The organism is Streptomyces sp. NPDC053432 (genome assembly GCF_055585365.1).
On sequence record NZ_JBVJKF010000003.1, the window covers coordinates 81,592 to 107,342 of the forward strand.

Here is a 25,751-nt window from a genome sequence, read left to right on the forward strand (position 1 = left end):
GCCACCGAGGCCGAGCTGATGCTCCGCGTCCTCGGTGCCCTCCTGCGCGAGGACGTCGTCGGCCTGCGCACCCGCACCACCCCCGTCGACCGCGCCGACGGCCGCTGGCTGCGGATACCCGCCCCCGAAGACGGCGACGCGCTGCTCCTGCCGGTCGCCCCGGACGGCTACCAGGGCGAGTACGGCGCTCGGCTGCCGCTGCTGGCCCGGGAGTCGGACGGCCGCGAACTGACCACCCACGACGAGGTCCTGGGCGCCCTCCGCGCCCTCGCCGACCCCGCCGACCGCGCCGGCTTCGACGCCTTCGCCGAGGAATGCCGCCAGACCCTCGCGACCATGCGCCTGCACGCCCGCACCCGCGACGAGGTCGCCACCGCCCTCACCGCCGCGCACGGGGAAGACCCGGCCCACTGGACCGGGCCCGCGGCCGGACTGGCGTACGACACCCTCGCCGCGCGCCTGGACCATCCGGTGTACCCCACCGCGCGCGGCCGCTCCGGCCTCGACGAGGACCAGCTGCGGTCCCACGCACCCGAGTTCCACCCGCACTTCGCACTGCGCTGGATCGTCGTGCCCGAGCGGGACCTCACCGTGGCGGGCGGCCCCGCCGCGCTGCCCGCCGCCTGGCCCACCCCGGCCGCGCTCGGCCTGCCCGGACTCGACGGCAGCCACCTCGCCCTCCCCGTCCACCCGCTCACCGTCGGCGCGCCGCTGCGCGAGGCCCTGAGCGCCGCCGGCCTCGCGGACCGGGCCGTGCTCGCGCAACGCCCGTACCTCGACGTCGTCCCGACACTGTCCATGCGCACGGTCGCCGTCACCGCCGACCCCACCCTGCACATCAAGGTCCCCATGGCCACCGCCACCCTGGGCCTGCGCAACCGCCGGATCATCCGCCCCGGCTTCCTCGCCGACGGGGTCGCCGGCCAGCGGCTGCTGGAGAGCGTCATCGCCCGCGAACCACGCTTCCAGGGCGTGGTCCTGCACGCCGACGAGACCGTCCACGCCCACGCCGGACACGAGCTCCTCGCCGCGCTCTGCCGCCGCCTGCCGGCCGGACTCGACGACGCCGTCGTCACCCCGCTCGCCGCGCTGCTCGCCGAGGCCCCCGGCGGGCGGCCGCTGATCGACCACCTCGCCGACCGGTTCTACGGCGGCGACCCGATCGCCCTGCTCGACGCCTACCTGCGGCTGCTCTTCGACTGGCAGACCACCCTGTTCGGCCACGGCATCGCCCTGGAGTCGCACCAGCAGAACATCTCCCTCGTACTCGACCACGGCCCGGCGGGGGACACCCGCATGCGGCTGCTGCTCAAGGACGACGACAGCCCGCGCGTCCACGCGGACCGCGCACGGGCGAGCCTCGGCGCCGACGTCCCCCTCGGCTTCGACGACCCCCGCATCCTCTGCGAGGACGACCGGGCGCTCACCGACATGTTCACCACCATCACCCTGCACCTGTGCGCGGGCTCGTACGCCTTCGGGCTCGCCCGGCACGGCCGCGCCGGGGCGGGGGCCCTGCTGGACCTCGTACGCGACCGGCTCGCCGAGGCGGTGGAACGGCTCGGCACCGGGGCGGGGGAGCCGGGAGCCGTGCTGCGCGCCCGGGTCCTCGACGCGCCGGAGCTGCCCGTCAAGGCGATGGTCAGCGCCGGAACCCTGCTCAGCAAGGAGCGTTCGGGCGCGGCCGACATCAACAAGCACTACACCACCGGCCCCAACTACCTCCTGGCCGCCGGGGGCGCGCGATGAGCGCCGCGGCGCCCCCGGAGCTGCGCGACGCCTCGGCCGCGGACGCCCCCGAGCCCCGCCCCGTCCTCGGCCGCAGGCAGGTCCACGCCGTCGCCGGCTGCTACTTCGTGGCCTCCTTCGCGGCGCTCGGCCTCCCGCCCTTCCTCACCGAGATCCTCCCGGAGCTCGGCGACCGCGACGCCAGCTGGGCCGGCGTGCTATACATCGTCCCCACCGTCTTCGCGGCCGTCGGCGCCCCGCTGTGGGGCCGGCTCGCCGACCGGTTCGGCCGCAAACGGCTGCTGCTGCGCGCCCAGCTGGGGCTGGCGGTGTCCTTCCTGCTGGCGGGCTGGGCCGAGTCCATCCCCGCCTTCACCGTGGCCCTGGTGCTCCAGGGCGTCCTCGGGGGCACCTTCGCGGCCTCCAACTGCTACCTGGGCGCCGCGCTGGAGGGGCCGGAGCTGTCCAGGGCCCTCACCCTGATGCAGGGCGCCGCCCGCGCGGCCCTGGTCCTGGCACCGATCGTGGTGGGCGGCCTCTCTCCGTGGCTGTCCCCGCACCGGCAGTACGCCCTGCTGGCCGTACTCCCGCTGACGGCGGCCGCCCTGATCTCCGCCCTGCCCGAATCCCGCACCCCCCGCCGGACCTCCGACACGCCGGCCGCCGTTCCCCCGCCCGGGGCGACCCCTGAGGTCCCGTCGGACGGGGCGGTCCCTTCGGCTCCGGCGGGCGGGGGACAGGGCGCCCCGGCGGGCGGGGCGGCTCCCACCGGTCCTGCGGCCCCCGCTCCCGCTCCCGCGTCCTCGGCGGCCACCGGGGCGCCCGCCCCGCCGGCCGCCGCCGGAGGGGCCCGGCGGGTGACCTCGCTGCGCGGGCTGTACGCCCTGGAGTTCGCCTTCGTCTTCTCCACCGTGATCTCCTTCCCGTACCTGATCTCCCTCATCGAGGAGCGGATCCCCGGCACCTCCCCGGCCGTCTCCGGAGTCCTGTTCGCCCTGCCCCACCTGTGCTACCTCGCCGCGGCGATGTGGGTGCACTCCACGTTCCACCACCGCCCCCGCCTCGGCCTCGCCATCGGCTTCGCGTGCATAGCCCTCGGCCTCGCCGGGCACGGGCCCGCCCACTCGTTGGCCACCCTCGTCGCCGTCCGGCTGCTGCTCGGCGCCGGACTGACCCTCGGACTCGTCTGCCTGGCCGTGATGGCCTCCGACTGCGCCAAGGGCCGCGCCCCCGGCGGCCTGTTCGGCTCGATCGAGTTCTTCTCCAAGGCCGGCGCGGTCGCAGCCGGACTGGCCGCCGCCGCGGGCAACGGCCTGTACGGACCCACCGCGCCCGTGCTGACCGGCACCGCCGTGGCACTGGTCACCGTCCTCGCCACCGCCCTCCCGGCCCTCCGGACCCTCCCGGCCCCGAACCTCCGCTCTCTCCGCACCCGCTGGAGCCGTTGATGTCCCTGACCGATGCGATCGGCACCGCCGCCGTCCTCCCCTCCGCCGCGGCCGCAGCCGCAGCCTCCGCGTCCGCGTCCGCCTCCGCCGTTCCGGCCGGGCTGCCCACGGCCGACGAGGCCGTCGTCCACACCCTCCTGAACTGCCTGCTGCGCGAGCTGTCCGGCCCCGAACACCAGACCGCCGTCGCGGACGGCCACCTGCTGCTGTGGCTGCCCCGCCGAGGGGTACTGCTGCGCGCCGCCCTGCGCCGTACGTCCCTGCTGGGCGCACACCGCTTCAGCGGACCCGTACGCGAGCAGCGGGACGGCGGCTGGGCCGAGATCGGCTGGCGCCGCCTCGCGGAGTACGCCCACGACGAGCTGGCCCTGCGCACCGACGTGCGCAACGAGGAGTTCCTGGAGCAGATCGCCTCCAGCCACCAGGCCGTGTCGGCCGCCCTCGCCGTACGCGCCGGTCGACCCGCCGGCGGCCCCGGCCCCGGGGACGGGGACGGCGACGGGCTCTCCGCCTACCTGGAGTCCGAGCAGTCCCTCGTCTTCGGCCACCGCTTCCACCCCACCCCCAAGGCCCGCACCGGCGACACCGCCTCCTGGCTGGCCTACGCCCCCGAGACCGGCGCCTCCTTCCGGCTGCGCCACCTCGCCGTCCGCGAGCACCTGATCGCCGAGGAGACCGCCGCCGAAGGAGCCGCGGGCCCCCTCGACCGGCTCCGCTCGGACGTGCCCGAGGGCTACCGGCTGCTCCCCGCGCACCCGTGGCAGTACGACATGCTGCGCGAACACCCGTTCCTCCAGGCCGCGTTCGACCGCGGGGACGTCCTGGACCTGGGCGAAGCCGGCCGCCCCTTCGCCGCCACCGCCTCCGTCCGCACCCTGTACGACGGAGCCGCCTTCCTGAAGTTCAGCCTCAATATCCGCATCACCAACTGCCTGCGCAAGAACGCCAGTTACGAACTCTCCGGCGCGGTCGCCCTGACCCGCCTGCTGGCCCCCGTCCTCGCCGACCTGGAGGCCCGCTTCCCCGGCGCCGCCATGCTCCGCGAGCCCGCCTACCGCAGCATCGCCCTGCCCGGTCCCGACGGCACCCCGGACCGCTCCCTCCTCGAAGGCTTCGGCGTGATCGTCCGCGAGGGGCTGCTCGCCCGGCTGATGCCCGGCACCACCCCGCTGCTCGCCGCCGCCGTCGCGGACGAGTACCCCACCGGCGCCGCGCACGTCTCCCGCCTGCTGGCCGACGCGTCCGCGCAGACCGCCCTCGACTGGTGGACGGCGTACCTCGAACTCCTCGTCCCGCCGGTCCTGGCCGCGTACTTCGACCACGGACTGGTCCTCGAACCGCACCTGCAGAACGTCGTCGTCTGCGTCGACGAGGAGGGCATGCCGGCCCAGGTCCTCTTCCGCGACCTGGAGGGCACCAAGCTGGTCCCCGAGCAGCACGCCGACCTCCTCGCCGCACTCCCGGCCGACGTCGCGGGCCCGATGACGTACGACGCCCAGCGCGGCTGGGACCGGGTCGTGTACTGCCTGCTCGTCAACCACGTCGCCGAGATGCTCGCCGCCCTCGCCGACCTGCATCCGCACACCGAGGCCGCCCTGTGGGCCGAGGTCCGCGCCACCCTCCAGGCCTACGCCGACCGGCACGGCTGCTTGCCGCGCCTCGCCGCCCTGCTCGCCGGGGTGCCGCTGCCCGCCAAGGCCAACCTGCTCACCCGCTGGGAGCGCAAGGCCGACCGCGACGCCGGGTACGTCCGGCTCGCCTCCCCGCTCGCGGAGGACGTTTTGTCCCAAGGACTGCAACTCCACGCCGAGGGCGACGCCGACACCGACGCCGCTGCCGACGCCCACGCCGCCACCGCCGCCCCCGCCCCCGCCCCCGCCCTTGCCCGTGACATCCGGAGCGTCCGATGACCGCCCCCACGCCCGCGGTGCGCAGCCGCCTCGCCACGCTCGACGGCACGGAACTGCCCGCGTACCTCTACGACCTGACCGCCCTGGCCGAGCACGCCGCGGCCGTCCGGGCCGCCCTCCCGGAGCGGGTCGAGCTGTACTACGCGGCCAAGGCCAACCCCGAGCCGGAGATCCTGGACGCCCTCGGTCCGTACGTCGACGGCTACGAGGTCTCCTCCGGCGGCGAGCTCGCCCACGTCGCCAAGGCGGTGCCGGGCCGCGCCCTCGCCTTCAGCGGCCCGGGCAAGACCCCCGCCGAGCTCGTGGCCGCCCTCGAACTGGGCGTGGAGCGCTTCCACGTCGAGAGCCTGCACGAACTGCGCGTACTGGCCGCCCTCGCCGCGCGCACCAGCGCCGACACCACCGCCGACGCCGTCGGCCGTGGCGCGGCCGGGGCCGTCCCCGGGGTGCTGCTCCGCTTCAACCTGCCCCTGGCGGCCGACTCCCTCGAAGGCAGCTCGCTCGCCATGGGCGGCCGCCCCACCCCCTTCGGCCTCGACCCGGCCGAGGCCGCCGAGGCCGTCCGGCTGCTCACCGACGGCACCTGCCCGCAACTGCGGCTGCTCGGCGTCCACGCCCACCTCGCGAGCGGCCTCGACGCCCCCGAGCAGCTCGCGGTCGCCCGATCGGTCGTCACCTGGGCCGTGGACCTCGCCGCCCGCCACGGCGTCCGCCTGGCCGAGGTCAACATCGGCGGCGGCATGAGCGTCGACTACGCCGCCCCCGCAACCCGCTTCGACTGGACCTCGTACGGCGCCGGCCTCGCCCGCCTCGCGGACGCCCACCCCGGCCTCACCCTGCGGATCGAGCCGGGCCGGGCGCTCACCGCGTACTGCGGCTGGTACGCCACCGAGGTGCTGGACGTGAAGCACAGCCAGGGCGAGGAGTTCGCCGTGGTCCGCGGCGGCACCCACCACATGCGCACCCCGGCCACCAAGGGCCACGACCAGCCCTGCACCGTGATCCCGGTGTCCGACTGGCCCCACCCCTGGCCGCGCCCCGCCGCGGCCGGGCAGCGGATCACCCTCACCGGCCAGCTCTGCACCCCGAAGGACCTGCTCTCCCGCGACGTGCCCGCCCCGGGCCTGCGGGCCGGCGACCGGGTGGCCTTCGGCCTGGCCGGGGCCTACGCGTGGAACATCTCGCACCACGACTTCCTGATGCACCCGCGGCCCGGTTTCCACTTCGTCACTTCGGGCGACCGCACCATCCCCTGAACCGGCCCGGAGCCGCCCCCCTTCGCGGCTCCGGCCCCGGTCAACAGCGTTGCTGCGCAAGCCTGTTCTAAAAAACGCAGCCCGAGGAGATCGACTAGACTCGCCAGCCATGAATCCCAATGGACCCGAGTCTGCCGGGGCGAAGGCCTTCTACGTCAGTACCCCCATCTACTACGTCAACGATGCGCCGCACTTGGGCCACGCCTACACCACGGTCGCGGCCGACGTGCTCGCCCGCTGGCACCGGCAGCGCGGTGAGCGCGTCTGGTTCCTGACCGGGACCGACGAGCACGGCCAGAAGATCATGCGCACGGCCGAGGCGAACGGTGTGACCCCGCAGGAGTGGTGCGACAAGCTCGTGAGCGAGTCGTGGGAGCCGCTCTGGGAACACCTGGACATGTCGAACGACGACTTCATCCGGACGACGCAGAAGCGGCACACGGACCGCGTCCAGGAGTTCGTGCAGGACCTGTACGACAAGGGCGACATCTACAAGGGCGGATACGAAGGCCCGTACTGCGTGGGCTGCGAGGAGTACAAGCTGGCCGGCGAACTCCTCGACGGCGAGGGCGAGTACGCCGGACAGAAGCTGTGCCCGGTCCACAAGCGGCCGGTGGAGACGATCAGCGAGGAGAACTACTTCTTCAAGCTGAGCGCGTACGGCGACCGGCTCCTCGCCCACTACGAGGCCGACCCGGGCTTCATCCAGCCCGAGTCCGCGCGCAACGAGGTCCTGAACTTCGTACGCCAGGGACTGCAGGACCTGTCGATCTCCCGGTCGACCTTCGACTGGGGCATCCCGATCCCGTGGGACCCCAAGCACGTCATCTACGTCTGGGTCGACGCACTGCTGAACTACGCCACGGCGGTCGGCTACAACGAGAACCCTGAGAAGTTCGGGGCGACCTTCCCCGCCGACGTCCACCTGGTCGGCAAGGACATCCTCCGGTTCCACGCGGTCATCTGGCCGGCCATGCTGATGGCCCAGGGCCTGCCGCTGCCCCGGAAGGTCGCCGCGAACGGCTGGCTGATGGTCGGCGGCGAGAAGATGTCGAAGTCGAACCTGACCGGCATCAAGCCCCAGGACCTGACCTCGCACTTCGGCGTGGACGCCTACCGCTGGTACTTCCTGCGCGCCATCTCCTTCGGCCAGGACGGCTCCTTCTCGTGGGAGGACCTCTCCGCCCGGTACACCAGCGAACTGGCCAACGACTACGGCAACCTCGCGTCCCGTGTCGCGGCCATGGTCGGCAAGTACTACGGCGGCACGCTTCCCGAGGCCACGGCCGACGGCGACGCGGAGCGGGCCGTCCAGGACGGACTCGCGAAGGCGGTCGCGGAGGCGGACCGGCGCATCGGCGACGAACTCGACTTCCAGGGCGGCATCCTGGCCGTCTTCGAGTTCATCAAGCAGGTCAACGGCTACATCACGGAGCAGGAGCCGTGGAAGGTGGCCAAGGACGACTCGGACGAGGGCCGTGCCCGCCGCGCCACGATCCTCTACACGGCGGCCGAGTCGCTGCGCGCCGTCGCCGTCCTGCTCAACCCGGTCATGCCGGGGACCTCGCAGAAGCTGTGGGACTCCCTGGGCGCCGAGGCGTCCCTGGGCGCCCTGGCGGACCAGAGGGTCCAGGACGCCGGCGAGTGGGGCGGGCTCCGGGCCGGCGCGACGGTGACCAAGGGCGCGGTCCTCTTCCCGCGGCCCGAAGAGCCGGCCACGGTCTGAGACGGGCCACCCTAGGGCGTCCGACCGTCCTCCTTCGACCGCCTGCCTCCGACCGTCTCCCTCCGGCCGCGTTCCGGCGGTCTTCGGCTCTTCCGGCGGCGGACATCCAGGGCCACCGGACGATCGGCGCGTCCGGCGCATCCGGCGGACCGACGAGTGCGGGCAGGTGGGGCGCACGGGGTGAAACCCGCTCGTCGGGCCCGGAAGGCCGCCGTTAGCATCCGAAGGTGACCACGCCGCCGGACGACCCCTCCACCTGCCCGCCGTCCGACCTCGGGCGTCTCGTCCGGCACCGGGACCCCCGCGTACGGCACCGGGCACTGCTCCTCCTCACCGAGCGGGTCGCGGCGGTCCGGCCGTACGACGAGCCCGCAACGGCGGAACTGGCGGCGCTGCTGCCGCCGACGGTGGAGGGGCCGCCGGAGGCCGCCCTCGTCCACGCGCGGCTCCACGAACGGCTCGGGCCGTACCTGCGCGGGCGGCCCCGGCCGTCGTGGCGCACGGCCGGCCTGCCGGCCCGCGTCCAGATCGCTTGGCTGCGCGCCGAGTTGCTCACCGAGCCGACGGTCGTGCGGACGGAGCCGCCGGGCGAACTGCTGTACCAGGCCGTACGGGAGGCGGCCGCGGCCGACGCGCACCGCCCCGAGCACCTCGTGCGCGAACTCGCGGACAGCGGCGACCCGGTGCTGCAGTCCGCGGGACTGCGGCTGGCCCGGCAGGGACTGCACGCCGGTCTGCTGGCACCCGCCGCGGTCCGCGCGCACCTGGTCGACCTGCTCGCCGCCGCGCACACGGACGTCGTCGTCGGCGCGCTGCGTGAACTCGCCGAGCCGTGGGCCGCGTCGGCCCCCCTGCCGGCTGCGCGGCTGTCGCCCTTCCTCACCGCCGACTCGGTGCGGACACGGCCCGAGGCGGCCGACGCCGCACTCGGCGCCGCCGCCCGGCACGGGCACGGCGGTCTGCTGCGGCAGGCCGTCGACGATCCGCGACTGCCACCGGGCCTTCGCCGACGCGGCGTGGAACTGCTCGGCGACCTGGCGGACCGCGGCGACATCGGCGCACTGACCGCGCTCGCCGCACACGACCCGCTGCTGCTGGGCGGTCCGGTACTGACGTGCCTGCGCGGGCTCCACCGGCGCGGGCACTTCCCCGACGGTGCCCACGTCCCGGCGGTCGTCGGCCTGGCGCTGGCCGACCACTCCATTCCGCCGCACGAGGTCGCGACGGTCCTGTTCACCTGCCGGCAGGAGACGTTCCGCGTACTGCTGGACGCGCCCGCCGGGGATCCGAGCTGGCCGCGGCGGCTCGCGCTGCTCGTCGCCCTGGCCGCACAGGGGGCCGGGGAGCTCCCGATCGGGGACGCGATCACCCGCCTCCTTCCCTCCGCCCCGGCGGCGGGCCCGTTCCTCGACGCGATCCGCGCACTGCGCCACACGGACGCCGAGGACGCCGTGATCGCCCTCCTGCCCTCGGCCCCCGACGCCGCCCTGGACGCCCTGGAGGCCATCGGCGGCCACCGGACGGCGACCGCCCTGTGGGAAGGACTGGGCCTCGCGACGCCGGGCGCCGCCACGCGGGAGACCGGCACGGCGCATGCCGCCACGCGGGAGACCGGCACCCTGGATGCCGCCACGCGGGAGACCGGCACCCCGGATGCCGCCACGGCGGAGCCCCCGGGCACGATCGCACCGCACCTGCGCGCCGCACGCGGCCGCGCCCTTGAGGTGCTGTGGCACCTGACCGACGACCCGGCACAGCGCCGGGCCCTCCTCGTACGCCTCGATCCCACCGATCTGCCGCCCCGGGTCGCGGCGGACCTCGGCGGCTCGGACGAGCGTGAACTGGCCTTCCTCGCTTCCCACCTGGACCCGGCCGAACCCGTGGCCGCCCTGTGCCGACTGGCCGCCCACGGCAGTGCCGGCACGCTGCCGGTCATCGCGGACCTCCTGCTGCGGATCGTCGGCGAACTCGCGGCGACGGCCGGGGAGCCGGGCGGTGCCACCGCCGCAGGACGGCCCGTGGTCCCGCAGGAGGTGCTCGACGCCGTACACGGCCTGGGCCGCCGCCTCCACGAGCGGCAGCGGATCAGGCCGTCCTGCCTGCTCGACGCGGCGACCGCGGCGGAGGCCGGGGACGCGCTCGTCGCGACCACGGCACTGGACCTGCTGGACCGGCCCGGACTGTCGGCCGCAGAGCAGGCGATCCTGCTCGAACTCCTCCTCCGGGCCCCCTACGCAGGCACCCGCGCGCGGGTGCACCGGCTGCTGCGCCACCGCGACCGGCACGTACGCAAACACGTGATCGCGCTCCTCGCCCGCGACGCCACGGGGGACGACGCGCAGGCGCTGTCGGCGACCCTGATCGCCCTGACCACCGCCCCGGACATCCAGACCGTGCGGCAGGCGCTGCTCGCCCTCGGCCACGCACGCGCGCACTGGGCCGCCGGCGCGATCGCCGCCTGTCTCGACCACCCGAACATGAACATCAAGAAGACCGCCGCCGCGGTCCTGGTGCGCACGGGCACGCCCGCGGCGGTGCCGGCGCTGCTCTCCTGGCTGGGCCGCCACGACAATCCCGGCCTGCGCGGCGCCCTCGTCGAGGCGTTGCGCGCCGTCCTCGGCGACGCGTACCCGGCGACGGTCCTCGCCGCCGCCGAACGCAGCGAGGACGGCCGGACCCGCGCCCTGCTGCTGGAAGGACTCGACGGCACTCTCACGGCACGCTCGGTCCTCGCCCTGGCCGCCCAGTCGGCGGGCGTGGCACCCGCCCTGCTCACCCTGGCCGCGACCGGCCGGATCCGCCTCGCCGCAGGCACGCCGGCAGACCTGTCGACGGCCATGGCCCAGCACGGGATCACCCCGCCGGCGCCGTCCGGCACCGCGCCGGACCTCGACGTCGACTTCCTGACGTCGCACGGCTGGAACCCGTCCGTCGCCCGGCGCCTGGCCGAACGACAGCACGACCTGCCGCACCCCGGCCGCCTCCGGGCGCTGCGCCCCCTGCTGGCGGACTGGCTCCGGCTGGCCGCCGACTCCGAACCGGCCGTACGGGACCGCGTCCTGCGCCTCACCCTGCGCCTCTGCCCCGCACCGTGGACCCAGGAGGAGCTGGCGGTCTTCGCCCGCTCCACCAGTACCCTCCTGGCCCACCTCGCCACGGCCCCCGCGGAGGACCGCCGCGATCTCGGCGCGGTACTCGCAGCGGTGGCGCCCACCCTCCCCGCGGCCCGGAAACCGGCTGTCGCCGACGCGGTACGGGCCCTGCCGCCCACCCCGGGGGAAAGCGGCTCGACGCTTCCCCTGCTCCGCGGTTTGGACGCCGTACTGGTCCGCGCCGACCTCGACCGCGCACTGGCCTCGGCCCGCCTGAGCCCCGATCCGCTGCAGGCGGAGACGGCCGTACTGCGGGACGCGTTCGCCGTCGGGGCCCCCTCACCGGCCGAGCCGGAGACCTGGCGGGCCGCACTGTCCGCCGCGGCGCGCAACCCCGCCGCGCTCCAGCGGTTCCGCCGCCGGCAGGACGGGGCCGAGGGCGTCCCGGACTCCCGCGACCGCCTGTCCGCACTGATCGACGTCCACGCCTCCCGCGCCGCCGCCGGTGACGAGGTCCGCGCCGCCCTCGTGGACTGGATGACCGACCTCCAGCCCCTGGACGCACCCCTCTGGACCATCGCCGAGGCCGCCCAGGCGCCGCCGCCACGCGCGCGCCGCGTACACGCCGACGACCTCGACCAGCCACGCTCGGCCGCCCTGCGGGAGCGCCTGCTGGCCATGCTGGGGGCACCCGCCGAAGACCGCCGGCACCTCGCGGCCCAGGCCCTCCTGCAATGGCCCGAGCCCGAGGCGGTGCTCCCCGTCCTCCGCGCCCACCTGCGGGGCCACGTCGACGTACCCCCGGAGCACCTGGCACTCACGTCCACGCTCACACCCGCCCTGACGGCGGCCCTCATGGCGGAACTCCGCGCAGACGACGTCCTCCACGACCGGGCGGCGGTGCTGGCGGGCCGCCTCGCCCCACGAGACCTGGCACCACTGCTCCCGCTCCTCCTGGACTGGTGGGAGAACGGCCCCCCGTCCACCGCCTCCGCGGCCGCCCTGGCCCTGCGCCAGGCCCCCGCCGACGAACTGGCGCGGCACCTCGAACCCCGCCTGGCCGCCGGCGCCCGGGGCTTCCTCGACCTCCTCCGGGGCCGCCCCCTGCTCCGCACCCCCGCCCTGACCGGCACCGCGCTCCGCCTGCGCGCCGAAGGCCGCCACGACCTCGCGGACGGGCTGCTCGTCGTGGACGGCCCCCTCCGCCACCCGGACGCCGCGCGACAGGACGCCACCGCCCTGGCCGCCCTCCGCGACCGCGCCCCGGCGGCGACGCCCCGACCCCCCACCCGCGAGGCCCTGCTGGACCTGGCCCGCACCGGCGACCCGGTACGGATCCGCCAGGCCCTCACCCGCCTGACGGACCAGCACACGGGCCCCACCCCGGACCGGGACCCGGCCCTGCGCACCCTCCTCGGCGAGCTCCTGCACCATCCCAAGCCCGGTGTCCGCCTGCACGCCCACCGCACGGCGCGGACGATGCTGGACCGCGCGACGTACCTGCACCACACGGCCGCGCTGCTGAACGACCCCCAGCCGGACGTGGTCCGCCTGGCCATCCGCACCCTCGGCCACGCGGCGTGGTCCCCGGCGGTCCCTGCGATCACCACTCAGCTGGAGCACCCGCACCCCACCGTCCGTCAGGCCGCCACCGAAGCCCTCATCGGCCTGGGCCCCTCGGCACTCCCCGCCCTCAGACACGCGGCGTCCCACGCCCGCCCCGACAAACGCTCCCTCTACACGGAGCTCCTGGCACAGATCACGGAATCCGAGAACTGATCAGCGGATTCAGCAGCAGAGTCCCATGACGGTGTCGTCGAAGTCGGGGAACTCCCGGGCCGCCGACTCGATCACAGCGGCGGCCGACCGGCGCTGATGGGGCGCGAAGGCCTCGGCGACGGCCGTCAACTGCCAACTTCCTGCTGACCCGCCACGACGGAGCACCCGCGGCCGTACTGAAGATCGCCAACCCGGCCTTCACCGCGTCCGAGACAGCCGCCCAGGACACCGCCGCCGACCTGCTCGCCGACGCGCAGCCAGCCCTGCGGGTGGCGACCGTCCTGCGTGACGCCGACGGCAACCGCATGGCGGCCACCGTGGACACCGACGCCGGTCCCGTCACCGCCCGCCTGCTCCGGCACCTGCCCGGCGGGACCCTGTCGGGCCCGCGCCACCTGCCGCCCCGGACGGTCGCCGCCATGGGCCGTATCGCCGGCCAGGTCAGCGCCACCCTGCGCGGCTTCCGGCACCCGGGCCTGGACCGCGTACTGCAGTGGGACCCGCGCCACGCCGACCGTGTCGTCGAGCAGCTCCTGGAGCACGTCACCGAGGCGGACCGGCGTACCGCCGTACGGTCAGCGACCGCGGACGCGTGGGCCGCCCTGCTGGAGGTCGCCGACCGGCTGCCGCGCCAGGCCGTGCACCTGGACCTGACCGACGACAACCTCGTACGCACCCCGGAGAGCCCGCTGCCGCCGGCGTTGTCGCTGCCCGACGGGATCATCGACTTCGGCGACCTGACGGACACCTGGGCGGTCTGCGAGCTCGCGGTACCGCTGTCCTCGATGCTCCACCACGACGGCATGGAGCCGCACCACCTCATCCCCGCGGTCCGCGCGTTCCACGAGGTCCGCCCGCTGTCCTGCGACGAGGCCGCTGCCGTGTGGCCGCTGGTCGTCCTGCGTGCCGCCACCCTGGTGGTCAGTGGCCGCCACCAGGCAGCCGTCGACGGTGACAACGCCTACGTCAACGCCGCCCTCGACCGCGAATGGCGCATCTTCGAGCAGGCCACCGCGGTCCCGGTCGCGGTCATGACCCGCCTGATCACGGACGCCCTCGGCGCGGAATCGGCGAAGTCGGCCGAGTCGGCGGAGTCCCCCGCCCCCACCCACCCCCTGGTGGTCGGCCTCGACCCCACCCGCACCGCCGTCCTCGACCTGTCCGCCGAGGCCGACGCCATGGACCACGGCACCTGGCTGGCGGAGGGAGCCGAGGACCGTCTGGCGGCCGCCCTCCTCGACGAAGGCGCCACGGCCGTCGTCACCCGGTACGGCCAGGCGAGGCTCACCGCCGCCCAGGCCCTGTCCGCCGACTCACCGGCGACCGTCGCCACCGGCATCGACGTATGGCTGGGCGAACCCGCGCCACTGCACGCACCCCACGACGGCCGGGTACTGGCGGCGGCCCCCCGCCACCTGGCCGTCACCGGCACCCCGTACGTCTGGCACCTCACTTTTCCCGACCCCGTCCAGCCGGCCCTGGCCGCCGGGGCGTCCGTCCGCGCCGGCGACCGCCTGGCGGCCCTCCCGGCGGGCACGCGGTTCCACGTCTCGCTCCAGCACCAGGCGCTCGCCGAGGTCCCGCCGCTGGTCCGGCCCGAGTACGCACCCGGCTGGCTCGCCCTCACGGCCGACCCCGCCCCGCTGCTCGGCCTGCCCGCAACCACAACCGCAACCGCCGCCGCGTCGCGGCCGGACCTCCTCGCCCGCCGCGAGGCCGCCTTCGCCCCCGTCCAGGGGTACTACTACGACAACCCGCCCCGCATGGAACGCGGTTGGCGGCACCACATGATCTCCGCCGAGGGCCGGTCGTACCTGGACATGGTCAACAACGTCACCCCCCTCGGCCACGCCCACCCGCGCGTCGAGCAGGCCGTGTCCCGCCAGCTCCGCCGCCTCAACACCAACTCCCGCTTCCACTACTCCGCGGTCGTGGAGTTCACGGAACGCCTCGCCGCCCTCCTGCCCGACCCCCTCGACACGGTCTTCCTGGTCAACTCCGGCTCCGAGGCGGTCGACCTGGGCATCCGCCTCGCCATCGGCGCCACCGGGCAGCACGACGTCGTCGCGCTGCGCGAGGCGTACCACGGCTGGACGTACGCCTCCGACGCCGTCTCCACCTCCCTCCAGGACAACCCCAACGCGCTCGCCACCCGCCCCGCCTGGGTGCACACGGTCGACTCGCCCAACTCGTACCGCGGCCGGCACCGCGGCGAACAGGCCGCCCGGTACGCCCCGGAGGCCGTCCGTGCCATCGACGACCTGGCCGCCTCCGGCCGCCCCGCAGGCGCTTTCATAGGCGAGTCCTACTACGGCAACGCGGGGGGCGTCGCCCTCCCCGACGGCTACCTCCAGCAGGTGTACGCCGCCGTGCGCCGGCACGGGGGCCTGGCCATCGCTGACGAGATCCAGGTCGGGTACGGCCGCCTGGGCCACTGGTTCTGGGGCTTCGAACAGCAGCGAGCGGTGCCCGACATCGTCTGCGTGGCCAAGGCCATGGGCAACGGCCACCCGCTCGGAGCCGTCATCACCAGCCGCGCCGTCGCCGACCGCTACCGGGACCAGGGCTACTTCTTCTCCTCCACGGGCGGCAGCCCCGTCTCCAGCATCGCCGGCCTCACGGTCCTGGACACACTGCGGGACGAAGACCTCCAAGCGAACGCCACCCGCACCGGAGCCCACCTCAAGGCGGCCCTGGCCTCCCTGGCCGCCGACCACCCCGTCATCGGCGCCGTCCACGGCTCCGGCCTGTACCTCGGCCTGGAACTCGTCCGCGACCGCACCACCCTGGAACCCGCGACCGAGGAGACCGCCGAACTCTGCGACCGCATGCTGGACCTCGGCGTCATCGTCCAGCCCACCGGGGACCACCTCAACATCCTCAAGATCAAGCCTCCGCTGTGCATCGACCCCGCGGCGGCCGACTTCTTCACCCGCACCCTCGCCCGGGCCCTGACCGAACTCGGCCACGGACTCCCGCGCCGGTAGACCGCGGCCTATTTCCTGCCCGGCGTCCACTTCATGCCGAGCCGGTAGGCCCGGGAGATCACGTCCTGGACGCCGGGCCCGTCCTGCGGGGTGAACCAGCGCACCTCGCGCCCGACGACGAGCTCGCCCTTCTGCCGCTTGATCAGGGCGATGCCGCAGGCGTGCGCCTGCGGCGGGCAGTCGTCGAGGCGGACCTGGAAGCGGTCACCACGGTCGGAGGTGAGGGTCACCACGGCGTCGAGCCCGCGGAAGTCACCGGAACCGTCGTAGATGTAGACGAAGAGCAGGAGCTTCTGGAACTCGGCCTGGTGGTCCAGGTTGATGACGAGGTTCTCTCCCGCCGCACTCGCCCCGGTCCGGTCGTCGGAGTCGAGGGCGACGTAGGGGAACCGGTCCACGGCACCGAAGGCGTTCCCCAGGGCCTGGACCACGGTCTTGGTGCCGTCGGTGCACCGGATCATGCACCCCAGGTCGAGATCCACGTCCTTGGCCGCGGCAGCCCGCCATGAGGCCCGTATCCGCCCGAACAGACCCCGGGCCTCCCGGGCGGAGCGCTCGGCCGTCGCCTGCGGTGACGTCCAGTTCAGATTGACCTTGATCAGCCCCGAGGTCACCCCGTGCTTGTCCAGCGAGACGGTGGGCGACGCCTTGGTCAGACTCACCGTGGTGGGCTGCGCCATGTGGCACCTTTCTGAGGGGTCCCGTGCTCGTACAGCGGCACATCCGGTCCGCCCGAACAGCGAAGCCCCTCTGCCGGAACCGGGCGCCGGTTTCCCCCGAGCCGAGACCGATTCGTCACATCCGAGCGGTGGCCTGCCTGCCGCCATGACGCCCGCAGGTCACGCTCGCCCGCCAGCGGCCGGCGGGGCCGGCATGCCGATGAAGGCGGCGAGGGCGGCGAGGGCGGCGAGGGCGCCGCATGCCGGCCATACCGAGTCGCCCATCAGGGCCCACGCGGCGACGCCCGCCGCGGGTCCCACGGCGGAGCCCACCCCGAACATGGCCTGGGAGGCGCCGAGGTACCGGCTCCGGTTCTCGGGCGCCGCGGCCAGTGCCGGGTAGGCGGTCATGGTCGGCGAGCCGATGATCTCGCCGACCGACCACACCACCGTGGCGGCCACGAGACCGGCGACGCCCCAGGGCAGCGCGTACGCGGCGAGGCCGCAGCCGACGGCCAGGATTCCGGTGATGGTGGCGATCCTGGCCGGCCACCGCTGCACCTTCCGGGTCACCACCAGCTCGCACAGGATGACGATCAGGCCGTTGACGGCGACGAGGACGCCGTAGACGAAGATGTCGAGTCCGCGCTCCCGCACCGCGAGCGGGAGCGTCGACAGGTACTGGGTGTAGACCGCGGAGAAGCCGAGGATGGCGAGCAGGAACAGCACGAAGCCGCGGTCGGCCAGCACCGCCCGGTAGCCGCCCGGACCCGCCGCCTCCGCCACCGCCCCCGCCTCCGCCTCGGTCTCGGTCTCCTGGGCCGCCTGGCCGGCGGCCGTGGCCCCGGGCCGGTCGCGCGGCAGGAGCCGGAGGCCCAGTACGGCGACGCCCAGGGCGGCGGCCGCCTCCGCCCAGAACAGCAGCGTGTACGAGTGGGCGACCAGGGCCGCGCCGATGAGCGGCGCCGCGGTGGTCCCGATGTTGGTGGCGAGGCGGTACATCGCGAAGACCATGACGCGGCGCTGCTCGCCGGTGAGGCGGCTGACCAGCTCCGCCGAGGCGGGCCGGTAGACCTGGCTCGCCGCGCCGGTGCCGGCCGCGAGCAGCAGCATCACCGGGTACGACGCGGCGTACAGGAAGGCCGCCGTGAGGGCCGCGTTGGCCGTCATCGAGGCGACGATCGAGGCCCGGACGCCGATCCGCCCGACGAGCCAGCCGCCGAGGAGGATCCCCGCCACCGCGCCCGCTCCGTGCGCGGCGAGCGCGAACCCCGCCTGCACCTCGGGGTATCCGCCGGCGACCATGTAGAGCACGAGGAACACCTGGAGGAAGCCGCCGAGCCGGTTCACCATGATCCCGGCGATCACCGCCTTCACCGGCAGGGGTGCCTCGCGCCAGGTGAGTACGACGCCGGCCGCCTCGGCTTCGCCGGCACGGGTCGCCCCGTCCACGCTCATCGCGGGGCCGGGACCGGTGCGGCCGCTTCGAGGCGCACCGCGTCCTCGGCGGCGTCGAGCGTCGCCCGGCATTCCCCGGCGGTGGCGGCGGAGGCCACGAGCATGGCGTACCGGCCGGTGTGCGAGGCGGGCGGGAGTTCCAGGAGGTGGCCGGGCTGCGCCACCACGCGGGCGATCTCGATGCCGGCGGGCAGCCGGTCGCGGTCGATGGTCACGCGGCCGACGACGGTCTCCACCTCGGGGTAGAGGAAGCGTACGGCGGCGGCCCCGGCGTGCGCGGTGCCCTGTTCGGGGCGCTGGCCGAGCGCCAGGCGGGCGGCCGCCAGGCCCGCGTCCCAGCCCGTGGCCAGCAGTCCGAGGTGCGAGATGAAGTCGCCGCCGCTGCGGGCGTTGACCTCGACCAGGGCGGGGCCGCGCGTGGTGAGGCGCCACTCCGAGTGCGTCCAGCCGCGGGTGATGCCGACCGCGGCGTGAACCGTGGTCAGGGCGCGCAGCAGCTCCGGGTCGGACAGCAGCGGGTCGGCGGCGTCGACGACGTGCCCCACTTCCTCGAAGTTGGGCGGCGGGCTCAGTTCCTTGCGGGCGACGAAGAGCGGGGTCACCTCGCCGTCCCAGATCAGGGCGTCGACGCTGATCTCCGGACCGTCCAGGTACTCCTCGATGAGCACGGGCCGTTCGAAACGCTCGCGCACCTCGACCATGGTCGTCCCGCGGATGGCGGGGAAGATGCCGGCCAGCTCCTCGGGGGTGCGGGCCATGCGCGTGCCCGTACTGCCCACCAGGGCCCGGGGCTTGACCACGACCGGGTAGCCCGTCTCCGCGGCGGCCTCGTACGCCTCGGCGAGGGTGGACACCGCGGTGGAGCGGGCCTGCGGGCCGCCCGCCCCGGCCACCGCGAGGCGGGTGAGGTGCTTGTCCCGGCAGGTCAGTACGGCTTCCGGGGTCAGCCCCGGAAGCCCCAGGGCTTCGGCCACCTTGGCCGCCGGAAGGATGCGGGTCTCGTCCCAGCACAGGATCGCGTCCGGTGCCAGGGGCCGGGCCGCCTCGATCATGCCGTCGGCGTCCAGAGTGTCGACGCGCGTGTGCCCGGTGATGAACGGCGCCTCCCAGCCGACCTCGCGGTCCGAGAAGAGCCGGATCCGGTACTCCCGTGCCACGGACTCCAGCAGGTGACCACGGGTCTCCTGGTCCATGGGGCTGATCAGGACCAGCAGCGGGGACGAGGACAGGGACGAGGGCCGGGACGCGGACGGGGACGAGGAGGGCATGGCACGTGAACCTTTCGGCCGGGGCGTATCGGCTGGTCAGTCTGGTGACCGGGAAACGTGCACGCCAGGCCAGTTGACCGGCTCACCACCGGACCAATCCCGGTCCGGCTGTAAATTCGTGACGACCGCTACAAACAGTCAAATTTGGGGGGACAACATGACGTGGCACGTCATACTGGAGGTACGACGCGACACCCCGGAGCCACTCGGCTCCCAGATCGCCGACCAACTGCGCAGACAGGTGGAGCAGGGACGGCTGACGCCGCGCTCCCGGCTCCCGTCCAGCCGCCAGCTCGCCCAGGACCTGAAGGTCTCGCGCAGCGTCGTGGTGGAGGTGTACGAAAAGCTCACCGGGGAGGGCCTGTTGGAGTCGGTCCGCGGCTCCGGTACGCGGGTGGCGGCCCACGCCGACACCCGCATCAGGAAGCCCGTGGTGCTGGTCGACCGGGCGATCCCGTCGGTCCGGTTCAACCTGCTGCCGGGCACGCCCAACGCGGCCACCTTCCCGCACCGCGAATGGACGGCTTCCTACCAGCGGGCCGTGAGCACCGCCCGGTACCAGGGACTCGGCTATCCGCCGCTGCTCGGCGTCGAACAGCTGCGTACGGAGCTCGTCACGTACCTCGGCCGGGTCCGCGGTGTGCTGGGCCATCCGGACAACACCATGGTGACGGGCGGGTTCGCGCACGGTCTGGGCCTGATCTGCGCGACCCTGAGCGAGCTGGGCATCGACAGTCTGGCGGTCGAGGACCCCAGCCATGACCGTCAGCGCCAGTTCGTCGAGGAGAACGGGATCCGGACGCTGGCCGTGCCGGTGGGGCGGGAGGGGGTGGAGATCGAGCAGCTCTACGCCAGCGGGGTGCGGGCCGTCCTGGTCACGCCCTCGCACCAGTTCCCGCTCGGCGTGCCCATGTCGCCCAAACGCCGCCAGGAGCTGGTGCGCTGGGCACGGGACACCGACGGCTGGATCATCGAGGACGACTACGACGGCGGGCTGTGGCTGGAGCACCGGGGCCGCCACCTGGCGCTCCAGCCCGCCGATCCCGAGCGGGTGATCTACGCGGGCACGGCGAGCAAACTCCTCGCTCCCGGCCTGCGGTTGGGCTGGCTGGTGCTGCCGCCGGCGCTGACCTCGATGATGGAGGCGATCCGGGTCAGGCGCGACCTGGGCGGTGACGGCCTGATGCAGCTGGCGTTCGCGGACTTCCTGCGCAGCGGCCTCCTCGACGGGCACCTGCGCAAGATGCGCACGCGCTACCGGGCCCAGCACGGCATGCTGACACAGGCCCTGGAGCAGTACCTGCCGGCCGCGACCCTGGTCGGCCCCGTCGCCGGACTGCACGTCGTCGCCGCCCTGCCGCCCGGTACGGACGAGGAGCGCCTGGTCGCGGAGGCGCTGCAGCGGTCCGTCCTGGTCAAGGGCAGCAGGACGTACTACGACGACCCGGCGACGGCCCGGCCCGGGCTGGTGCTGGGGTACACGGCCCTGGGCCGGTCGGGCATCTCCGAGGCGATCCGGCGCATCGGGGAGGTGTACGCCCAGCAGTCCGACGGGACGCGGCCGACGGACCCCTTCAGTTGGAGGGGGAGAGCGCCGGACGGGATCGGATCCAGGGGCTGAGGACGGTGCTCTGCACGAAGCGGTGCTGCGGGAGCAGTGACCGGTCCGCGTCGAACAGCCGGTCCTGGTAGAAGCTGCGCAGGTACGGGGCTCCCGAGGTGCCGCCCGAGCCCGTGGTCTGCGTGGGCAGGTAGCGCAGCGCGACCCCGTAGTGGATCTTCCGCCAGGCGAACAGCTCCTGGTCGAGGCGGTGGGCCGCATCCAGCACCCGCCGCCCCGCCTTCTCCGCCGGCACCCGGCGCAGCAGCTCCCGCAGTGGTTCGAAGTCCGGGTTCTGGTGCATCAGGACGTAGGCGTTCTCCGTGGCTTCGGCGAGCGCCTCGGTCTTCTCCGGGTGGACCCCGAGCAGGTGGATGTGCAGCAGCTGGGTGGGGAACGCCTGGACGGCGCTGGCGTCGCCCGTCGCCTCCCGGAACCCCTGGAAGTGCTCCACCGGCATCGTCCTGCGCATGACAAGCAGGGCCTCGGTCTGGGCCGCGGCCAGGTCCGCCGCGCGCCCCAGGCACTCGGCGGCGTACTCCCACCGCCCGCAGCGCAGCCACTCCGCGGCGGACATCACCCGGGCGAGCACCCCCCAGGTGGTGGCCTCGACGAGGTGGATCACCCGCAGGAACGTGACCTCGTCGTGCTGCGTGGTCTGGGGCAGCACGGCCAGGTGCTCCAGGACGTTGGCGGGGCCGTGCGGCGAGAGGACGTAGTCCCGCCAGTGGCGCGGCGGTTCGGGCGCGGCGGGTCGCAGAGCGGGCGCGCGGCCGGTGCTCAGGCGGACCAGCGACCCGAGCCGGGCGATGCGCTCCGTCAGCTGCCCGTCGGCGGGCAGGGCGTCCTGCGCCCACTTCTCCGTGCCGTCGATGGTGCGCTGTTCGTAGGCCCGCCAGCTCTCGGCGGTGGTGCGGATCGTCTGCCAGCAGGCCCGCTCGACGGCCCCGTCCGGGGCGTGGCTGCGGGTGCCGAGCACGTGGTTGAGGAGCCGTACGTTGCCATAGGGCTGGTAGCGCTTGCCGCGCCGGTCCAGCGGCCCGCCGCCGCGCGAGGCGACCTCCTGGGGCGCCTCGCCCTCGGGGAGGGCCAGTTTCCACTCGGCCTGGAAGACGAGTTCGGCGAAGCGGAGCATCGTGTACTCGCTGCGGCTGAGCCGGTCCCGGTCGAGGGCGAGGAGGACGACCGTGTCCTCGTACGCCTCGGCCATCCAGGCGCGCAACGCGGGGTCGAGCAGATCGCGCCCCACGGCGCGGGCGTTGCTGATGTAGTCGGCCAGGTCGAAATCGAGCATGGCGCGCAGAGTTGAAGTGGTGCGCATCGCGCAGTTCCCCCCAGATCGCTTGTGGCGCTCATGAGTTACGTGGTGCGGCGGGCCGGCGGGGCCGCCGGGTCATTCGGAGAGGGCCGCCGCCGGACACGGAACGGTCTCTCCGCGCACCGGGAGGCGGCCCAGGACCTCCAGGCGGCTCTCGGTCTCGGCAGCCAGCGCCCTCGCCGTGTCGGCGAAGTGGTCTTCCAGCTCGTCCGGGGTGAAGCCCGTCCGGCTGCCCTGACCCTCGTGCGCGTGCGGTCCCCCGGCCGCACGCGACACCCCCTCGGCCGTCGTCACCATGGGTAGTGCCAGCCAGGCCTCGCCGAGCCGGTCGTTGACGTAAGAGGCCGCGGCCCGCGCGGCGGCCATGTACCGCTGCGGGTACGGTCCGACGACGTCGGTAGCGCCGACCATCAGCAGCTCCGCGACCCGCAGGGGCCCGAACTCGCCCTCACCGCACAGGCCTTCGGCGGAGAGGTCTTCGAGCTGCCGGGCCAGCGACGCCAGTGCCCGGACATCCTCCGGCCGGTAGAAATGGGTGGCCTGCAGGGTGCACCCCGCGGCGGTGAACCGGGCCACGACCGCCCGCTGCTGCTCGGGGGTGCCCGAGAGGCGGACGTAGACGCCGCCGACGTACTGGCGCTGCCAGCGCGCCGTGGCCGCGTACACGTCCGGCCGGCCGCCCGCGTGCCCGCCCGCGTGCCCGCCCGCCTCCGGCTCGCCGACGCAGATCAGGATGCGCCGCTGATGCCGGCTGGGCAGAGGCCCGTCCGAGAGCTCCTCGCCGGTCACAGTCTCACCTCCAGCACGTCGGGGACGGCTCCGGCGTCCTTGAGGAGATCGCGCAGCAGCCGTACGGCGCCGTCGAAGTCCTCGGCACTCAGACCGGGCGCGTCGTACACGGTGAAGACCAGGTGCCGGGAGCTCTTGGTGACGCTGGTCCGGCGGTCGGGACCCTGGAGGACGGAGGCGACGATCGCGGTGCCGTCCCGGACGACGGGCTCGTCCTGGGCACAGGTGACGGTGGAGCGGAAACCGGCGAAGGTCTCGCCCTGCGCCGCCCAGCCGAAGTGCAGGTCACCGTCGATGGCGTCGGCGTCCTGGACGCCCATCAGTACGCCGCTGGTCAGCTCCGCGTACAGCAGGGCGTCGACGGCAGGCCCGATCACGGGCAGTCCTTTGCGGCGGGCCGTGGCGATCTGGCCGGGCAGCGGACAGCTCACGCCGTGGGCGCCGAACCACCGGGCATAGACCTCGGCGACCTCCGACGCGCGCTCGAACACATCATCGGACCGCGACGCCAGGTCCTGGCGCCGCAGTTCGAGCAGGGCGCTGAGAGCCGCGGTGTCCACCGCCGCCACGACGGCGGCGAAACGGGTCAGCTCGGCCGCTCCGGACGGCTTCTCTCCTGCGCTCAGTGCTGGGGCTTTCAAAGGGGTTCTCCCGGTTCACTTGCTGGGCGCATCTCGCTGATCATTCCAACAGCCGGACGCGGTCCCCCCAAGTCCACCGGAGCCCGTACGGTCCGGACCAGTCCCACTATGTGGACGGATGCCACCGCGAATCACCCACCGCAGCGGCCCGACTCCCCGGCTTCCGCAACCGGTAGCGGTTCAAGGCGTTGGACCACGGGAACGGACGGCGCAGCCTCCTGATATGCGACTCCCCGGGCTCAAGGAGAAGACAGGTGTTCCTCACAGCCGCACCCCGGTTCTGGAGGTCGGTCGCCGTGACGGCCACCGGATTGCTCGCCGCATGCCTACTCGCTGCGCCGCCCGCCGGAGCCGGCCCGGCGGAGCCGGTGCTGGGCCGGAACTTCCCCGATCCGGATGTCGTGAAGGTGGGCCGCACCTACCACGCCTACGCGACCAACGGTGAGGCGGCGAACATCCAGCACGCCACCTCCACGGACCTGGTCCACTGGTCCCCGGTCGGGACCGACGCCCTGCCCCGCCTCGGGAACTGGGCGGAGCCGACGCGTTCGCTCGTGTGGGCGCCGGAGGTGTTCGCCAACGGACGTGGATTCACCATGCACTACACCGCTCGCGACCGGGCCAGCGGCAAGCAGTGCATCGGTGTCGCCCTCTCGTCCTCACCCGACGGCCCGTTCCAGCCCACCGGCGAGGGACCGCTGGTCTGCCCGGCCGAGCAGGGGGGCGCCATCGACGCCGCGAGCCATACGGAGGACGGCCGGCGGTACCTGCTCTGGAAGAACGACGGGAACTGCTGCGAGCTGGCCACCCGGATCCACCTGCAGCCCGTCTCCTGGGACGGCACCCGTACGACGGGAGAGCCCGTCGCTCTGATCGGGCAGGACCGCGAGTGGGAGGGGAAACTGGTCGAGGCCCCGACCCTCGTGCGCCGTGACGGCCGCTACGTGCTGTTCTACTCGGCCGACTTCTACGGCGACCACCACTACAAGACGAGCTACGCGGTGGCCACTCGGCTGACCGGCCCCTATACCAAGGCGACGGCGCCGCTGATGTCCACCGAGTCCTTCGGCGGCGCGATCCGCGGCCCCGGAGGGCAGGACGTCGTGACCGGTCCGGACGGGCAGGACCGGATCCTCTTTCACGGCTGGAGTCATGACGGCACCGAGCGACGCTTCCTGTACACGGCCGACCTCGGCTTCGCGGACGGCCGTCCGGTCGTCCGCGGCAGCAAGGTACTCCATCAGGCGGAGACCGCACGGGTGCACCGGGCGGTCGTCCGTGAGGCGGCAGAGGCCCTCGACGGTCGGGCGGTCGGCGGAATCGACCACCCCGACAGCTTCGTCGAGTTCTCCGTCTTCGCCGCCTCGGGGGACCGCACACGCTGACGGTCCGTTACGGCAACGGTTCCCGGGACGGCGACGACAGGCCGGTACCGGCCTCCCACAGCCTCACCGTCAACGGGAAGGCAGCGGCCGGCGGGCGGGTGGACTACCCGTACACCGGATGGGACAACTGGCAGCAGGCGAGCGTGCCTGTCTCCCTGCGCCGGGGCTGGAACACCGTACGCCTGACCAAGGGCGACTACTACGCGGAACTCGACTCCGTGGAAGTGGCCTGAGCCTGCCCCAGCTGGTGCGGGTGAGGGGACCGCGGCGGACCCTCCACGGCGATCAGCCCCACTTCTGGTGGTTCGAGCCGTCGCAGGGCACGGCCCGCAGCCCCTGGTCGCCGTCGTCCAGACAGGCTCCCGTGGTCCGGCTCCTGATCTCTACCGAGGCGTCGGTCAAGGCCGTGACCACCCACTTCTGTGTGGGGGCCTTGCTGCAGGACGCGCCCTGCAGCCCGGAGCCGCCGCTGTCCAGGCAGGCGCCGGTGGCGTGGTTGCGCAGTTCGCTGGTGCCGTCGGGATACGGGTGGACCGTCCACCTCTGGTAACTCAGTCCGTTGGGCTCGAAGGAACGCAGGCCCTTGTCGAGGCTGTGGTCCAGACAGTCGCCCGTGACCCGGTTGACGAAGATCCGGCTGTAGTCGTCGAGCCGCGGTCCGGCCTTTCCCACCGCTTCGGGGGACGCCGCCTGCCGGCCCGGTGCGT

17 protein-coding genes are annotated in these 25,751 nt (G+C 74.0%); 10 read left to right on the forward strand and 7 right to left on the reverse strand.

The features are described 5' to 3' along the window. The first annotated feature begins 18 nt into the window (after positions 1 to 18). From ACZ6Y1_RS06515 to ACZ6Y1_RS06545, 7 genes are all read left to right on the forward strand, one after another. Positions 19 to 1,749 (forward strand): IucA/IucC family protein, encoded by a 1,731-nt coding sequence (locus ACZ6Y1_RS06515; protein WP_469624853.1) that lies wholly within the window; start codon positions 19 to 21, stop codon positions 1,747 to 1,749. Beyond that, positions 1,746 to 3,176 (forward strand): MFS transporter, encoded by a 1,431-nt coding sequence (locus ACZ6Y1_RS06520; protein ID WP_469623935.1) that lies wholly within the window; start codon positions 1,746 to 1,748, stop codon positions 3,174 to 3,176. Before ACZ6Y1_RS06515 ends, ACZ6Y1_RS06520 begins: the two co-directional genes overlap by 4 nt. After that, positions 3,176 to 5,086, forward strand: a complete 1,911-nt coding sequence (locus ACZ6Y1_RS06525) for an IucA/IucC family protein (RefSeq protein WP_469623938.1) — start codon at positions 3,176 to 3,178, stop codon at positions 5,084 to 5,086. Before ACZ6Y1_RS06520 ends, ACZ6Y1_RS06525 begins: the two co-directional genes overlap by 1 nt. Then, entirely contained in the window at positions 5,083 to 6,342 is a 1,260-nt protein-coding gene (locus tag ACZ6Y1_RS06530) for a type III PLP-dependent enzyme (protein WP_469623941.1), read from the forward strand. Before ACZ6Y1_RS06525 ends, ACZ6Y1_RS06530 begins: the two co-directional genes overlap by 4 nt. 109 nt (positions 6,343 to 6,451) lie before the next feature. After that, positions 6,452 to 8,068, forward strand: a complete 1,617-nt coding sequence (metG, locus tag ACZ6Y1_RS06535; protein ID WP_469623944.1) for a methionine--tRNA ligase — start codon at positions 6,452 to 6,454, stop codon at positions 8,066 to 8,068. Positions 8,069 to 8,295: 227 nt separating this feature from the next. Beyond that, the gene (locus tag ACZ6Y1_RS06540; RefSeq protein ID WP_469623947.1) at positions 8,296 to 12,939 is read left to right on the forward strand and encodes a HEAT repeat domain-containing protein; all 4,644 of its coding nucleotides are present in this window, start codon (positions 8,296 to 8,298) and stop codon (positions 12,937 to 12,939) included. A gap of 140 nt (positions 12,940 to 13,079) precedes the next feature. Beyond that, a complete protein-coding gene (locus tag ACZ6Y1_RS06545) occupies positions 13,080 to 15,926 on the forward strand; it encodes an aminotransferase (protein WP_469624856.1) in 2,847 nt (948 codons plus the stop codon). Positions 15,927 to 15,934: 8 nt separating this feature from the next. Here the strand turns inward: ACZ6Y1_RS06545 and ACZ6Y1_RS06550 are convergent, their stop codons facing one another. From ACZ6Y1_RS06550 to ACZ6Y1_RS06560, 3 genes are all read right to left on the reverse strand, one after another. Continuing rightward, entirely contained in the window at positions 15,935 to 16,606 is a 672-nt protein-coding gene (locus ACZ6Y1_RS06550; RefSeq protein WP_469623950.1) for a hypothetical protein, read from the reverse strand. 159 nt (positions 16,607 to 16,765) lie between these two features. Beyond that, positions 16,766 to 18,043, reverse strand: a complete 1,278-nt coding sequence (locus ACZ6Y1_RS06555) for an MFS transporter (protein WP_469623953.1) — start codon at positions 18,041 to 18,043, stop codon at positions 16,766 to 16,768. Next, a complete protein-coding gene (locus tag ACZ6Y1_RS06560) occupies positions 18,040 to 19,311 on the reverse strand; it encodes an ATP-grasp domain-containing protein (RefSeq protein ID WP_469623956.1) in 1,272 nt (423 codons plus the stop codon). The genes ACZ6Y1_RS06555 and ACZ6Y1_RS06560 overlap by 4 nt, the downstream gene beginning before the upstream one ends. Before the next feature lie 157 nt (positions 19,312 to 19,468). Here ACZ6Y1_RS06560 and pdxR point away from each other — a divergent pair, with 157 nt between their 5' ends. After that, positions 19,469 to 20,932 carry a MocR-like pyridoxine biosynthesis transcription factor PdxR gene (pdxR, locus tag ACZ6Y1_RS06565; protein ID WP_469623959.1) on the forward strand — a complete coding sequence of 488 codons (1,464 nt, stop codon included), beginning with the start codon at positions 19,469 to 19,471 and terminating at the stop codon, positions 20,930 to 20,932. On the opposite strand, the gene ACZ6Y1_RS06570 is transcribed toward pdxR, so the two are convergent. The 3 genes from ACZ6Y1_RS06570 to ACZ6Y1_RS06580 form a co-directional block, all read right to left on the reverse strand. After that, on the reverse strand, positions 20,886 to 22,232 hold the full coding sequence (locus tag ACZ6Y1_RS06570; protein WP_469623961.1) for a hypothetical protein: 1,347 nt from the start codon (positions 22,230 to 22,232) through the stop codon (positions 20,886 to 20,888). The two genes, pdxR and ACZ6Y1_RS06570, sit on opposite strands and share 47 nt — an antisense overlap. A gap of 72 nt (positions 22,233 to 22,304) precedes the next feature. After that, on the reverse strand, positions 22,305 to 23,018 hold the full coding sequence (locus ACZ6Y1_RS06575; protein ID WP_469623964.1) for a hypothetical protein: 714 nt from the start codon (positions 23,016 to 23,018) through the stop codon (positions 22,305 to 22,307). After that, positions 23,015 to 23,659 (reverse strand): phenylalanine--tRNA ligase beta subunit-related protein, encoded by a 645-nt coding sequence (locus ACZ6Y1_RS06580; RefSeq protein ID WP_469623969.1) that lies wholly within the window; start codon positions 23,657 to 23,659, stop codon positions 23,015 to 23,017. The genes ACZ6Y1_RS06575 and ACZ6Y1_RS06580 overlap by 4 nt, the downstream gene beginning before the upstream one ends. A gap of 368 nt (positions 23,660 to 24,027) precedes the next feature. Here ACZ6Y1_RS06580 and ACZ6Y1_RS06585 point away from each other — a divergent pair, with 368 nt between their 5' ends. Then, positions 24,028 to 25,044, forward strand: coding sequence for a glycoside hydrolase family 43 protein (locus ACZ6Y1_RS06585; protein ID WP_469623975.1), 1,017 nt, complete (start codon positions 24,028 to 24,030; stop codon positions 25,042 to 25,044). 98 nt (positions 25,045 to 25,142) lie between these two features. After that, on the forward strand, positions 25,143 to 25,277 hold the full coding sequence (locus ACZ6Y1_RS06590; RefSeq protein ID WP_469623978.1) for a hypothetical protein: 135 nt from the start codon (positions 25,143 to 25,145) through the stop codon (positions 25,275 to 25,277). Positions 25,278 to 25,329: 52 nt separating this feature from the next. On the opposite strand, the gene ACZ6Y1_RS06595 is transcribed toward ACZ6Y1_RS06590, so the two are convergent. Then, entirely contained in the window at positions 25,330 to 25,716 is a 387-nt protein-coding gene (locus tag ACZ6Y1_RS06595; RefSeq protein WP_469624858.1) for an RICIN domain-containing protein, read from the reverse strand. Positions 25,717 to 25,751 lie beyond the last annotated feature (35 nt).